Annotated in this window: 14 protein-coding genes; 11 read left to right on the forward strand and 3 right to left on the reverse strand. The window is 64.0% G+C overall.

Annotated elements, in window-relative coordinates:
• Window positions 1-19: 19 nt before the first annotated feature.
• From O4220_RS19270 to O4220_RS19320, 11 genes are all read left to right on the forward strand, one after another.
• On the forward strand, window positions 20-646 hold the full coding sequence (locus tag O4220_RS19270) for a TetR/AcrR family transcriptional regulator (RefSeq protein ID WP_269607089.1): 627 nt from the start codon (window positions 20-22) through the stop codon (window positions 644-646).
• A gap of 60 nt (window positions 647-706) precedes the next feature.
• Window positions 707-2,110 (forward strand): amidohydrolase family protein, encoded by a 1,404-nt coding sequence (locus tag O4220_RS19275; RefSeq protein WP_332112850.1) that lies wholly within the window; start codon window positions 707-709, stop codon window positions 2,108-2,110.
• A 72-nt stretch (window positions 2,111-2,182) separates the two neighbouring features.
• Entirely contained in the window at window positions 2,183-2,701 is a 519-nt protein-coding gene (locus tag O4220_RS19280; protein WP_269607091.1) for a DUF3558 domain-containing protein, read from the forward strand.
• Window positions 2,698-3,225, forward strand: a complete 528-nt coding sequence (locus O4220_RS19285; RefSeq protein ID WP_269607092.1) for a DUF3558 domain-containing protein — start codon at window positions 2,698-2,700, stop codon at window positions 3,223-3,225. The genes O4220_RS19280 and O4220_RS19285 overlap by 4 nt, the downstream gene beginning before the upstream one ends.
• 294 nt (window positions 3,226-3,519) lie before the next feature.
• Entirely contained in the window at window positions 3,520-3,894 is a 375-nt protein-coding gene (rpsL, locus tag O4220_RS19290; protein ID WP_008714048.1) for a 30S ribosomal protein S12, read from the forward strand.
• 1 nt (window position 3,895) lies between these two features.
• On the forward strand, window positions 3,896-4,366 hold the full coding sequence (gene rpsG / locus O4220_RS19295; RefSeq protein WP_003941856.1) for a 30S ribosomal protein S7: 471 nt from the start codon (window positions 3,896-3,898) through the stop codon (window positions 4,364-4,366).
• Window positions 4,367-4,461: 95 nt separating this feature from the next.
• Window positions 4,462-6,564 (forward strand): elongation factor G, encoded by a 2,103-nt coding sequence (gene fusA / locus O4220_RS19300; RefSeq protein WP_032380505.1) that lies wholly within the window; start codon window positions 4,462-4,464, stop codon window positions 6,562-6,564.
• A 102-nt stretch (window positions 6,565-6,666) separates the two neighbouring features.
• Window positions 6,667-7,857 carry an elongation factor Tu gene (tuf, locus tag O4220_RS19305; protein WP_032380840.1) on the forward strand — a complete coding sequence of 397 codons (1,191 nt, stop codon included), beginning with the start codon at window positions 6,667-6,669 and terminating at the stop codon, window positions 7,855-7,857.
• Between the two features lie 257 nt (window positions 7,858-8,114).
• Window positions 8,115-9,431: a 3' terminal RNA ribose 2'-O-methyltransferase Hen1 gene (locus O4220_RS19310; protein WP_269607093.1), complete on the forward strand. Its 1,317-nt coding sequence runs from the start codon at window positions 8,115-8,117 to the stop codon at window positions 9,429-9,431.
• Window positions 9,428-11,953, forward strand: a complete 2,526-nt coding sequence (locus O4220_RS19315) for a polynucleotide kinase-phosphatase (protein WP_269607094.1) — start codon at window positions 9,428-9,430, stop codon at window positions 11,951-11,953. Before O4220_RS19310 ends, O4220_RS19315 begins: the two co-directional genes overlap by 4 nt.
• Before the next feature lie 22 nt (window positions 11,954-11,975).
• A complete protein-coding gene (locus O4220_RS19320; RefSeq protein ID WP_269607095.1) occupies window positions 11,976-12,272 on the forward strand; it encodes a putative quinol monooxygenase in 297 nt (98 codons plus the stop codon).
• Window positions 12,273-12,371: 99 nt separating this feature from the next.
• Here the strand turns inward: O4220_RS19320 and O4220_RS19325 are convergent, their stop codons facing one another.
• Genes O4220_RS19325 through O4220_RS19335 form a run of 3 tightly spaced genes read right to left on the reverse strand, consistent with a single transcriptional unit; the run spans window position 12,372 to window position 14,275 of the window.
• On the reverse strand, window positions 12,372-12,761 hold the full coding sequence (locus O4220_RS19325) for a hypothetical protein (protein ID WP_269607097.1): 390 nt from the start codon (window positions 12,759-12,761) through the stop codon (window positions 12,372-12,374).
• A gap of 24 nt (window positions 12,762-12,785) precedes the next feature.
• A complete protein-coding gene (locus tag O4220_RS19330) occupies window positions 12,786-13,337 on the reverse strand; it encodes a hypothetical protein (protein WP_269607098.1) in 552 nt (183 codons plus the stop codon).
• Window positions 13,337-14,275, reverse strand: a complete 939-nt coding sequence (locus O4220_RS19335; RefSeq protein WP_269607100.1) for a DUF6286 domain-containing Asp23/Gls24 family envelope stress response protein — start codon at window positions 14,273-14,275, stop codon at window positions 13,337-13,339. Before O4220_RS19335 ends, O4220_RS19330 begins: the two co-directional genes overlap by 1 nt.
• Window positions 14,276-14,303 lie beyond the last annotated feature (28 nt).

Consider the following 14,303-nt stretch of genomic DNA (forward strand, 5'->3'; position numbering starts at 1 on the left):
AGGGAGCACGGAGATGGTGATGGCGCGCGAACCCAAGCAGGACCGCAGCAGGGTGACGCGCCGGCGACTGCTCGAGGCGACGATCGACTCGCTGGCCGAGCAGGGCTGGGTCGCAACGACGGTCGGTGTCGTCGCCGAACGCGCCGGCGTCTCGCGCGGTGCGACCCAACACCATTTCCCGACGCGTGAGGACCTCATCACCGGGGCACTGGAGTACATGTTCGACACTCGGATGGACGACGCGCGGCGCGAAGCACAGGACATTCCGCCAGGACCGGGCCGGACGAAGCTCGTCGTGGAGCGACTCGTCGAGTACTACACCGGCCCGATGTTCAAAGCGGCACTGCAGGTGTGGACGGCCGCCTCGGCAGATCCCGAGTTGCGCGATCGAATCGTGCCCCTGGAAGAACGGTTCGGTCGCCGCGCCCACCAGATGGCTGTGGAGAACCTCGGAGTCGACGACAACGACCCCGTCACGCACCGACTCGTGCAGGCGACCCTCGACCTCGCCCGTGGTTTGGGACTCGCCGATGTGCTCACCGACGATGCGCGTCGACGCGTCGAAATCGTCCGCACGTGGGCCGACGTTCTCGACGCATCGCTCGGCGCGAGGCACTCCGTCGTCGCCGGTTCGGTAGCTGGGTAGAACTCGCAGGCTCTGCAGCACCGACGAACCTGTGCTTGAGTCTGGCGGGTGACTTCCGATATCGCACGCGTGCACCGCGGCCACATCTTTCACGTTGCAGGCTCGCCCACCGTGACGGACGCCGCAGCCGCGCTGGTGTCGATTCCCGACGGTGCCCTTGTCGTCGGAGACGACGGCATCATCGAGTTCTGCGGTGAGTTCGATTTTCTCCCAAGCCGATTCGCAGACCTGGCGGTTGCCGATCATCGACCGGGGTTTCTGCTGCCTGGATTCGTCGACACTCACATTCATTTTCCGCAGACCTACGCCGGCGATTCCTACGGCGGCGGTCAGCTCCTCGAATGGCTGAACACGTGCATCTTCCCGTCCGAGTCGCGCTTCGCCGATCCCGAGTTCGCCGCGGCGGCGGCCAGAGACTTCTGCGCCGCACGCATCCGGGCCGGGACCACGCAGGCGATGGTGTTCGGGTCGGCATTCCCGCACGCGCAGGATTCGCTGTTCTCCGAGACGCGCGAGCACGGACTGCGCATCGTCAGTGGCCGCGGTGTGCAGACCACCGGCCCGGCGTCGGCGCAGGCGTTGATCACCGGTGAGGACGAGGCCATCCGCCTGGTGTCCGAGGAGATCGAGAAATGGCACGCCGCCGATACCGGCGACGTCGACACGGCGATGCTGCACGTGGCCGTCGTACCGAGGTTCTCGCTGTCGGTGACTACCGAGACGCTGAAGAACCTCGGCGAGCTCTACGACTCGGTGCGCGACCGTGGCGTCTACTTCCACACGCACCTCAACGAGAACAACCGGCCGGGCACCGGCGAGATCGATGCCACCAAGAATGCCTACGGGGTCGATACCTACCTCGACACCTACGACGGCAAGTTTCTGCCGGGCTCGCAGGTCGGGGGCAAGAGCTTCCTGGGCAGGCGGACCATTCTGGCGCACGCGGTGCACTGCCAGGACGCCGAACTGGAGCGGATGGCCGAGACCGGCACCTCCATCGCGCACTGTCCTACTTCGCAACAGTTTCTGGGTTCGGGCACGATGCCGTGGAAGCGAACCGTCGCCGCGGGAGTGAACATCGCCATCGGCTCGGACTTCGGCGGCGGTGACGAATGGTTGCTACCGCAGGTGCTGGCCGACGCCTTCAAGGTGCACATCTCCGAGGCCGGGGACGACGGGTTGTCGCTGCACCCGGCGGAACTGCTGTTCACCGGAACTCTCGCCGGGGCGCGCGCCCTGGACATGGAGAACCGGATCGGCAATTTCGACACCGGCAAGGAAGGAGATTTCCTCGTCGTCGATCCGTCCGCGTGGCCGCAGTTGGCTTCGGCGATCGACCACGGTGTTCGCGCCGACGATGCCGAACTGGCCCGAGACCAGACTCTGTTCGCCCTGCTGCTGGCGATGCGCGAGCCTGCCATCGTCGGCGTGTACGTGCAGGGACGCGCTGTGCACGGCACATGACTGGAACGCCCTCCGATTGATAGGTTCAGTGCGACGTCGAACTGCAGCATCGGACAACACGCGAAGGACGGCATGAAGCGAGTGGCCCTGGTGATCACTGCAGTCGCTGCGCTGGTCGCGGGCTGCGGTGGTTCCGATACCGACGCCGCCGATGCCTCGACCGAGGCAGCGACGACCACCGGGGCGTACGAGCCCGGTCCGTTCTTCGGTGAATGCGGATCGATCACCGACGCCGAGGTCCAATCGGCGTTCGGAGCCGGCCCGTTCTCCCAGATCACCCGCAACTCTGTCGGCTGCCAGTGGGAGACCGTGGGCTTCAGCGGTCCGAGCGTCAGCTTCTCCTGGTACCGAGGAAGCCCGATCGGACGTGAACGTGCAGGCTCCGAGCTGATCGGCCGTCCGGCCAAGGACATCGCCATCGACGGCAACCCCGGCTTCGAGGCCGAACAGGGCCCGCTGTGCGAGATCGGCGTGCAGTTCGGCGACGATTTCTTCCACTGGTCCATCACCTACTCCGATCAACCCGCCGCGCGCCCGCCCTGCGACGTCGGAAACGAGCTCGCGACGCTGACAGTGGAGCGCAAGCAATGACGCGCAGACAAGTGATCGCGGCGGCGTCGACCCTGTTGCTCGTCGCCGGATGCGCCCAGACGGTCGAGGGCACGCCGCGGCCGGCGAGCTTCGCCGGCTCGGGTAGCCAAGAATTCACCGAGTTGTTGACCGAGTGCGATGCCGTCTCCGACGACCGGATCACGGAGACAGTCGGGGCCGAAGACATCGCTCGCGGCTTCTTCGGGGCGATCTGCCGATGGGATCTGATCGGCTCCGCGGGCATGGTGAAGGTGACGTTCAACTGGTTCGAATCCGGCACCCTGGCCGCCGAGCGGGCGGCCGACGAGAAGATGTCGTACACCGTCAGCGACACAACAGTGCAGGGCCGCAAGGCAATACAGGCCCAGCGTCCGAACGATTCCGCGTCGTGCGGAGTCTCGGCCGGCGCGGATCGGGACGGCATCTTCGGGTGGTGGGTGCAGTATCAGCCGGATGCCGCGCACCCCGATCCCTGCCAGGCCGCGGCGAAGCTGGCCGACCTCACACTCAACCTGAGCAGATAGGTTGCGTATCAGGGCGAAGGGTGTTTTGACCCGAGGCCGCGCCGCCGGGTATCGTTATGGGTCGTGTCCGGCCTGGCCGGACCGTTTGTGTGCCTATGCGAGGTACAGCCGTGCGCACGTTCGATCGAAGAGCGCGCAACCGGCTGGACGTGTGGGGGTATGCGACACACCCGACCGCGGGGTGCAAGAGACCCGCGATAGCAGTACTGGAGCAGCAGCAGTACCGGGTGAGGAGCAGTGTTCTCTTGCTCCAACTGCTAGATCCCTGTTTATCGACACGAAGAAAGCCGGTTTATGCCAACGATCAACCAGCTGGTCCGTAAGGGTCGCACCGACAAGGTCGCGAAACTGAAGACCGCTGCCCTCAAGGGCAGTCCCCAGCGCCGTGGTGTGTGCACTCGCGTGTACACCACCACCCCCAAGAAGCCGAACTCCGCTCTCCGTAAGGTCGCGCGTGTTCGCCTGACCTCCTCGGTCGAGGTCACCGCGTACATCCCCGGTGAGGGTCACAACCTGCAGGAGCACTCGATGGTGCTCGTTCGCGGCGGTCGTGTGAAGGACCTCCCGGGTGTGCGTTACAAGATCATCCGCGGCTCGCTCGACACCCAGGGTGTCAAGAACCGCAAGCAGGCTCGCAGCCGCTACGGAGCCAAGAAGGAGAAGAGCTGATATGCCACGCAAGGGCCCAGCACCCAAGCGGCCGCTGATCAACGATCCGGTTTACGGATCGCCGTTGGTCACGCAGCTCGTCAACAAGATTCTCCTCGACGGCAAGAAGTCGACCGCAGAGCGCATCGTCTACCAGGCGCTCGAGCAGGCTCGCGAGAAGACCGGCACCGACCCCGTCGTCACGCTCAAGCGCGCACTCGACAACGTCAAGCCGGCCCTCGAGGTTCGCAGCCGTCGCGTCGGTGGTGCCACCTACCAGGTGCCCGTCGAGGTTCGTCCCGGCCGCTCCACCACGCTGGCACTGCGCTGGCTGGTCACGTTCTCACGCGCTCGTCGTGAGAAGACCATGGTCGAGCGTCTGGCGAACGAGTTGCTCGACGCCAGCAACGGCCTCGGTGCCGCTGTGAAGCGTCGCGAGGACACTCACAAGATGGCCGAAGCCAACAAGGCGTTCGCCCACTACCGCTGGTGATCTCCTCGCTCGGGCGGTATTCGGAACTATCCGATACCGCCGGAGCGTTGATCAGCTCAGGCAATACCTCTTCCAACACCAAGGCGGGTTAACTCGTGGCACAGGACGTGCTGACCGACCTCAACAAGGTCCGCAACATCGGCATCATGGCCCACATCGATGCCGGCAAGACCACCACTACCGAACGCATCCTCTTCTACACCGGTATCTCCTACAAGATCGGTGAAGTTCACGATGGCGCAGCCACCATGGACTGGATGGAGCAGGAGCAGGAGCGTGGCATCACGATCACCTCTGCTGCCACGACGTGCTTCTGGAACGACAACCAGATCAACATCATCGACACCCCCGGTCACGTCGACTTCACCGTCGAGGTGGAGCGTTCGCTCCGCGTCCTCGACGGCGCTGTCGCAGTGTTCGACGGCAAAGAAGGTGTCGAGCCGCAGTCCGAGCAGGTCTGGCGTCAGGCCGACAAGTACGACGTGCCGCGCATCTGCTTCGTCAACAAGATGGACAAGCTCGGCGCGGACTTCTACTACACCGTGCAGACCATCATCGATCGTCTCGGTGCCAAGCCGCTGGTCATCCAGCTGCCCATCGGCGCAGAGAACGATTTCGAGGGCGTCATCGACCTCGTGCAGATGAAGGCTCTCGTGTGGAGTGGCGAGACCAAGCTCGGCGAGAAGTACGAGATCCAGGAGATCCCGGAAAACCTCAAGGAGCGCGCAGACGAGTACCGCACCATGCTGCTCGAGACCGTGGCCGAGTCCGACGAAGCGCTTCTGGAGAAGCACTTCGGTGGCGAAGAGCTCACGATCGACGAGATCAAGGGCGCCATCCGCAAGATGACGGTCAACAGCGAGCTGTACCCGATCCTGTGTGGATCCGCGTTCAAGAACAAGGGCGTTCAGCCCATGCTCGACGCGGTCATCGACTACCTCCCGTCTCCCCTCGACGTTGCCGAGACCATCGGTCACGCCGTCGGCGACGAGGAGAAGGAGATCACTCGCAAGCCGTCCGCAGACGAGCCGTTCGCAGCTCTCGCGTTCAAGATCGCGACGCACCCCTTCTTCGGCAAGCTGACCTACGTCCGGGTGTACTCGGGCAAGGTCGACTCCGGCGCTCAGGTCATCAACTCGACCAAGGGCAAGAAGGAGCGTCTGGGCAAGCTGTTCCAGATGCACTCCAACAAGGAGAACGCGATCGCGACCGCGTCTGCCGGTCACATCTACGCCGTCATCGGCCTCAAGGACACCACGACGGGTGACACGCTCTGCGATCCGCAGAACCAGATCATCCTCGAGTCCATGAGCTTCCCGGACCCGGTCATCCAGGTGTCGATCGAGCCGAAGACCAAGTCCGACCAGGAGAAGCTGGGAACAGCCATCCAGAAGCTCGCCGAAGAGGATCCCACCTTCTCGGTGAAGCTGGACGAGGACACCGGTCAGACCGTCATCGGCGGCATGGGCGAGCTGCACCTCGACATTCTCGTCGACCGTATGCGTCGCGAGTTCAAGGTCGAGGCCAACGTCGGCAAGCCGCAGGTCGCGTACCGCGAGACCATCCGCAAGACGGTCGAGAAGCACGACTACACGCACAAGAAGCAGACCGGTGGCTCCGGCCAGTTCGCGAAGGTCATCATCAAGCTCGAGCCTTTCGAGGGCGAAGACGGCGCGACCTACGAGTTCGAGAACAAGGTCAGCGGTGGTCGTGTGCCCAGGGAGTACATCCCCTCGGTCGACGCAGGTGCTCAGGACGCCATGCAGTACGGTGTTCTCGCCGGATACCCGCTGGTCAACGTCAAGGTCACACTGCTCGACGGTGCGTACCACGACGTCGACTCGTCGGAAATGGCCTTCAAGGTCGCCGGCTCACAAGCGTTCAAGGAAGCCGCCCGTAAGGCCAGCCCCGTCATTCTCGAACCCGTCATGGCCGTCGAGGTCATCACGCCCGAGGATTACATGGGTGAGGTCATCGGCGACCTGAACTCCCGCCGTGGTCAGATTCAGGCCATGGAGGAACGCAGCGGTGCCCGTATCGTCAAGGCACTGGTTCCGCTGTCGGAGATGTTCGGCTACATCGGAGACCTTCGGTCGAAGACGCAGGGCCGCGCTAACTACTCCATGGTCTTCGATTCGTACGCAGAAGTTCCCGCGAACGTAGCGAAGGAAATCATCGCGAAGGTCAACGGAGAGTAATTCTCTTCGTTTGCTGGACCACGCTCGACCTGTAATAAGTAACAACACATACGCGTGCTTGCCCCGCAGGGGTACGCACAGATCAGTCCAGGAGGACACACAGTGGCGAAGGCGAAGTTCGATCGGACGAAGCCGCACGTCAACATCGGCACCATCGGTCACGTTGACCACGGTAAGACGACGCTGACGGCTGCAATCACCAAGGTTCTGCACGACAAGTTCCCGGACCTGAACGAGGCATCGGCTTTCGATCAGATCGACAAGGCTCCGGAGGAGAAGGCTCGTGGTATCACGATCAACATCTCCCACGTCGAGTACCAGACCGAGAAGCGCCACTACGCGCACGTCGATGCACCGGGTCACGCCGACTACATCAAGAACATGATCACCGGCGCGGCTCAGATGGACGGCGCAATCCTGGTCGTGGCAGCTACCGATGGCCCGATGCCGCAGACCCGCGAGCACGTGCTGCTCGCCCGCCAGGTCGGTGTTCCTTACATCCTGGTCGCACTGAACAAGGCCGACATGGTCGACGACGACGAGATCATCGAGCTCGTCGAGATGGAGGTCCGCGAGCTCCTCGCTTCGCAGGAGTTCGACGAGGACGCACCGGTCATCAAGGTCTCCGCACTCAAGGCACTCGAGGGTGACGAGAAGTGGGGCGAGTCGGTTCTGGAGCTCATGCAGGCCGTCGACGATTCCGTCCCGGACCCCGTCCGTGAGACCGACAAGCCGTTCCTCATGCCCGTCGAGGACGTCTTCACCATCACCGGTCGTGGCACCGTGGTCACCGGACGTATCGAGCGCGGCTCGGTCAACGTCAACGAAGAGGTCGAGATCGTCGGCATCCGCCCCGGCTCGACCAAGACCACCGTCACCGGAATCGAAATGTTCCGCAAGCTGCTCGACTCGGGTCAGGCAGGCGACAACGTCGGCCTCCTCGTTCGTGGCATCAAGCGCGAAGACGTCGAGCGTGGACAGGTCATCATCAAGCCCGGCACCACGACTCCCCACACGGAGTTCGAGGGCAACGCCTACATCCTGTCCAAGGATGAGGGTGGCCGCCACACGCCGTTCTTCAACAACTACCGCCCGCAGTTCTACTTCCGTACCACGGACGTTACGGGCGTTGTGACCCTCCCCGAGGGCACCGAGATGGTCATGCCCGGTGACAACACCGAGATGTCCGTCACGCTGATCCAGCCGGTCGCCATGGATGTCGGCCTCCGTTTCGCCATCCGTGAGGGCGGTCGTACCGTCGGAGCCGGTCGCGTCACGAAGATCGTCAAGTGATCTAGTTTCACCCTGCTCTACCGAAGCGGCACCCACCTTCTGGTGGGTGCCGCTTTTGCGTGTGCACGCGACCTCCTCAATGTGCGGCCTCCCTTGTGCGGCCCTCCCCGTCGGACGGCCCTCCCGTTGGGATCAATGTGGGTTTCAGTCGCTCAGACTGCAACAAAGTCGCATTGATCCGGCGGGTAGAGGGGAGTGCACGACCGGAAAATGGGACGCATCGGACGCGGCTGTACCGTAACGTCGCTTCGGTGCTAATGACCGTGACTGCAAATGCCACAACCGATTTCCCGGACACCTCCGACATCGGGTATCTGTTGCACAAGCACCCCGATCGCGTATTTAGCCGAAACCTGCCCATGGGTGCCGCGACGGTGTTGTATCCCGAGGTCTCGGCAGAGCGGACAACCCTCGCAGTACTGCTCGACGGGGCCGGCGAGAAGAAGCCGGCCGCGTCCGGGCTCGCGGTGGCACTGTCTCGACTTTTCAAACAGACTCTCACCGGCGTATGCGCCACCAGACCTGAACTGGTCTCTGCCGCAATCGATCTGACTGTGTCGATGCCTGCTGCGCCGTCTCGTGGTGCGACCGACCTCGCATCACGGTTGTTCGGTCCCCTGGGATGGACCGTCGAGGCGACGCCCATTCCGTTCGATCCGACGCAGCCGCAGTGGGGCAACTCCGAGTACATCGGTCTCGTTCTCAGCGGCACGTTCACTCTGTCGGCAGCGCTGCGGCACCTGTACGTACTCCTTCCTGTGCTCGACGACGCCAAGCACTATTGGGTAGGGGAGGACGAGGCAGACAAACTCGTTCGAGCGGCGGGGGATTGGCTCGGAGATCACCCCGAGTCGTCGTTGATCGCATCCCGCTACCTGGCGCACCGCCGCGAACTCGTGGCCTCTGCGCTGGACCGCCTGGTGCCCGACACGCGGGAGGACGACATGACTCCGCGTGATCCGACGTTGGCCGAGCAGCGGGTACGCGCCGTACTGGCGGCGCTGACCGACGTCGGTGCGAAGTCGGTGGTCGACTTGGGTTGCGGTGAGGGTCGTCTGCTGCGAGAACTGCTCGTAGACAGTGCTTTCGAGCGCATTGTCGGTGCCGACGTGAGTGATCGCGCACTCGCCAGGGCGCACCGCCGGTTGCGTCTGGACGACATGGCGGATCGGCAGCGAACGCGTATCGAACTGGTCCAGTCGTCGGCCACCTACCGTGACGTTCGATTGCAAGGATTCGATGCGATGGTGCTCATGGAGGTGATCGAGCACGTCGACCTCGATCGGCTCCCGGCGCTGGTGCGCTCGGTCTTGCGCGAGGCGCGTCCAAGGACCGTGCTCGTGACCACACCCAACTCCGAATACAACGCACTGTATCCAGGGCTCGGACCGGGTGCTTTCCGTCATGTCGACCACCGATTCGAGTTCACCCGCAACGAATTCGAGCAGTGGGCATCATCGGTGGCCGACGGCCACGCCTACTCGGTGCGTTTCGACCGCATCGGACCTGTCGACGACCGACTCGGTAGCCCGACCCAGATCGCAGTGTTCACCAGAGAGGAGCAGTCCCGATGACTACCTTCGACATTCCAGATCTGTCCCTCGTCGTACTCGTCGGCATCAGCGGCTCCGGCAAATCGTCCTTCGCCGCGCAACACTTCGGTCCGTACGAGACGGTGTCCAGCGATGCCTGCCGGGGCATGGTCAGCAACGACCCCAATCTGCAGAGTGCGACCAAGGACGCGTTCGCCCTCCTGGAATTTCTGGTCGCGACCAGATTACGGGCCGGACTGCTCACTGTCGTCGATGCCACCAACGTGCAACCGGCCGCCCGCAAGGCGTTGATCGCGCTGGCCCGGGAACACGACGTGCTGCCGGTTGCCGTCGTGCTCGATGTGCCGGAGACAGTGTGCGCACAGCGCAACGCCGAACGGACCGACCGGATGTTCGGCCGAGATGTGTTGCGCCGCCAGCAGTCACAGTTGCAACGGTCCATGCGAGGTCTGGCCAAGGAAGGGTTTCGTTCGGTTCATGTGCTCGACGGCGTCGATGCGGTGGCGTCGGCGACGTTCGTTCGTACGCCTCTGCGTAGTGATCGACGTGAGTTGACCGGGCCGTTCGACGTGATCGGCGATATTCACGGGTGTCGCGCCGAGCTCGAAAGCCTGCTCGCAGCAGTGGGTTACACGGTGGAGCGTGACGAGCTCGGTCGAGCGGTCGGCGCAACGCCGCCGGCCGGACGAACGGCGGTGTTCCTCGGTGACTACATCGATCGTGGGCCCGACTCGGTCGGAGTCCTGCGGCTGGTGATGGGGATGGTCGGTGCCGGTGCGGCGCTGGCAGTCCCGGGCAACCACGAGAACAAGCTCGTCAAGGCGCTGCGAGGTCGCAAGGTGACTGCGTCGCACGGTCTCGCCGAGACACTGGAGCAGCTCGACGCCGAGCCGGCAGAGTTTCGCCGGGAGGTGCTCGAGTTCTGCGACGGCCTCGTCGCGCACCTCGTGCTCGACGGCGGAAGGCTCGTCGTCGCCCACGCGGGTCTGATCGAGAAGTACCAGAACCGGGCGTCGGGCAGAGTCCGAAGCTTCGCTCTGTACGGCGACACCACCGGGGAAACAGATGAGTTCGGTCTGCCGGTTCGGTATCCGTGGGCCAAGGACTATCGCGGTTCGGCGACGGTGCTCTACGGGCACACTCCGGTGCCGGAAGTGGAGTGGGAGAACAACACTGCGTGTCTCGATACCGGTTGCGTATTCGGTGGCAAGTTGACGGCGCTGCGCTACCCGGAGCGCGAGGTCGTCTCGGTGCCGGCCGAGCAGGTCTGGTACGAGCCGTCCCGTCCGGTCGGTGCCTTCGTGCGAGATGCGGCGTCGCTCGATCTGTCGGACGTGATCGGCCCGACGGGTGTCGAGACGTCGCTGCGTGGTCGCGTGTCGATTCGGCCCGAGAATGCGGCCGGGGCATTGGAGGTGATGAGTCGGTTTGCGCTCGCTCCGCAGTGGCTGCACTATCTGCCCCCGACGATGGCACCGAGTCGAACCTCGGAGCGCGACGGGTATCTCGAGTATCCGACGGAGGCGTTCGACGCGTATCGGGCGCTCGGTGCGTCGGCGGTGATCTGCGAGGAGAAGCACATGGGCTCGCGGGTCGTTGTGGTGGTGTGCCGTGATGCCGACACCGCGCGGGAGAAGTTCGACGCACCGGCGGGAGTGCTCGGTACCGCGTACACCCGCACCGGTCGACCGGTGTTCGACGAGACCCTCACTGGGAACCTGATTTCGGGGGTGGTCGACGCACTCGAAAGAGCGAGTGTGTGGGACGAATTGGATTCGCGCTGGCTGATTCTCGACTGTGAACTGATGCCCTGGTCTGCCAAGGCGGAGGGGCTGATCAAGACCGAGTACGCCGCAGTTGCTGCGGAGTCTCGGGCTACTCTCGAGGCCGAAGCGGGTGTGCTTGCCCAGGCGGCGTCGCGTGGCCTGGACATACAGGAACTGCGGGACCGCAACATAGTTCGTCGGGACAATCTGGTCGAGTTCACCGCTGCATATCGGCGCTACATCTGGCCGACCGACGGGTTGACCGGCGTTCGGATTGCGCCGTTCCAGATGTTGGCGTCCAATGTCGGAACCTATGTCGATCGTCCGCACCGGTGGCACCTCGATCTCGCCGACCGAGTGGTGACGGCTGCTCCCGAGGTGTTCGCCGCGACCCGTCGAATCGAGGTGGATCTGGCATCGGTCGATTCCGTTGCGGCAGCAGAGAAGTGGTGGGAGGAGTTGACGGCGCAGGGCGGAGAGGGCATGGTCGTCAAGCCGGCCGAGAACAGTCCGCGCGGAAAGATGCAGCCCGGCATGAAGGTTCGCGGCCGAGAGTATCTGCGGCTGATCTACGGTGCCGACTACACCGACCCGGATCGCCTGACTGCACTGCGAAACCGGAACGTGGGACACAAGCAGTCGATGGCTCTGCGCGAATACGCACTCGGCATGGAGGCGTTGGACCGATCGGTGCGCAACGAACCGCTCTTTTCCATCCACCAGGCGGTGTTCGCGGTACTGGCACTGGAATCGGAGCCGGTGGACCCGCGGTTGTGAGCGCAGGCATTACTGTTCGGCAATGACCATCAGACTCGTTGTATCCGTGGAAACGAAGCCCGGTCTCGGCGAACGCCAGGTTCAGGCGTTCGCCGAGCTGGCACCTCAGGTTCGAGCGGAGCGGGGTTGCCTCCAGTACGACCTTCATCGAGTCGTCGGCTCCGAGGAAAAGTTCGTGATACTCGAACACTGGGAGTCGGCGGAGGCCTTGGCGGCCCACGACGATGCGCCGCACATGCTCGACGCGGGTGCCGCGAACACACAGTTTCGAACGGGACCGGCTCGAGTTCTGATCATCGAGGGCGCGGCAGTCCGTTAGACCTCGAGTGTTGCGCCCCCAGCTGGGATCAATGTGGATTTCAGTCGGTCAGAGTGCAACAAAGGCGCATTGATCCGGACCGGGGGAGCGTAGCGAGAGTTACTCTTTCGGCGACGAGAATGGACTGATTCCGGCACTGATCGGTGCCGCGATTGCAGCAGCTACCCCGATCGACGCCCAGAAGGTCTGTGAGTCCAGCATCAGACCGCCTGCGAGACCGCAGACCGCAACCACGACGCCGCATCCGATCAACAGTGCAGACCCGACAGCGGAGTGCAACAGGCCGCGTCGGTCAGGGGCGTGACGCCCCTCGAGCCAGATCATCGTTCCGGTCGCCGCGAATACCATCGGGACGTAGAAGTAGACAGAACTGTCACCGAGTTTCGAGGCGAAGGCGGCAACCACCAGCACCGCACCGAATGCGACAGGAACGGCGAGAGGCATTCCACCGGACCATCGCTCGAACCTACTGCGCGTCGATGCCGTCATGAGGCCACCGTAGTGCCGAAGGCACTATCCCCGCTTGTCGACGTGCAACTGAATGCGGGTGGCGACGTACGCACCAGCGAGAGATTCGGCGACGAATGCGGCTCGTGATTCGGCCAGCGAGGTGAAGGCAACTACATCGAAGTCTGCTGCAGCGTAGACCGATACAGCGATGGTGGGTACACCGCGATCATCGATGGCTGTTCCTCTGGCTCGTCGAACACCGTGAAATTCTGCCAACTCCGCGGCCGCTCCCGATGCGATGGCACTCAGGTCCACGTGCGCCGAGAAGTGTGGCTCCTCGATGACACTCGCCGTTCCGGTCCGACGCGGAGAGAAGTTGCCGATCAGCAACACCAGCGCCACCACGACGGCCACTGCGACGACGATTGCCAGCGTCGGCACCCACCAGCCCTGCTGCGGCAACTCCGCAATACGCGCACGGTCGAAGCGAGACAACGTCTCTCGCGCCCACGGAACGTCGTAGTGCCAGGCGAGGGCGAAGCCGCCACCGGCCACGAGCACGAGCCCGGCGACGACGGCGAGAAGCCGATCCACCCCGGCGACGAACGTCTTCATCACGAGACCCTCGACGGCTGCGACACCGAGTGCTTCACCGTCGATCGGCGCCCATCCGCGGCAACGGACAGCACCGGAGCCAGCGCTTCTCGCACGGCAGCGTCGACACTGTCGACGTCGAAACCAGGATCGCGCCTCACCCGCACTTCGATCCTCTTCCGCGTGACGACGGTATGGGCGTCCGTGACTCCGCGAGTGGACTGCGCTGCAGCACTGCACAATCGAGCGATATCGGTGGGTTTTGCCCATACGGTCGGAGCCCCGCCGCCCAGGCCGGAATGAGTTCTCGTGCGTGGTTTGAGTCCGACGAACACGAGCAACAGTCCGACGACGGCTGTACCGATCGCGCCGGCGATCATCCAACTCTGCCAGTGCAATCGGGCGGCCCGGCCGATCGCGTCGGCGACCCACGGACTGCCGCCGATGCTTCCGTGCGCGATGAAGAACTCGCGGCCGGCAACGAAGGCCACGCCCAGGAGGATGAATCCGAACAGCAGAGCCACCGGCATCGCAGCCGGACCAGCGGTGGGTGGACGGGGCGAAACAGTCTGCGAAGGATCGGGATTCGCCACAGGTGCGGGACGGCTGTCGAGGGTGGTGTCGGATACCAGCACGTTCACCCGATGCACGTGCAGACCCGTCATCGTCGCCAGTGCTTCTTCGACGGCTGTGTGCACTGCCTGGGTGACCTCGGTGATCTGCGACGGCCACCGGACACCGATGTAGAGGTTGACGGCAATCGTGTCCGCCCCGAGGGTGACGTCGGCGCGGGGGAGCTCTCGCCCGGTCAGTCGCGAGAGGCCACCGGTGGTGCGGGTGACCCGAGGGTCTTTCAATGCCGCCGCGATGGCGGTGCGGGAGATGGCCCGGTCCTTTATTTCCACACTGCCGCGCGAACCGGGGTCGCTGACCTCGTCGGATGCAGCCTGCGTCGTCACCGAAAATCCTTTGCGCCGGTCGCGGCTC

The sequence above is a fragment of the Rhodococcus ruber genome (genome assembly GCF_027270735.1).
GTDB lineage: Bacteria > Actinomycetota > Actinomycetes > Mycobacteriales > Mycobacteriaceae > Rhodococcoides > Rhodococcoides rubrum_A.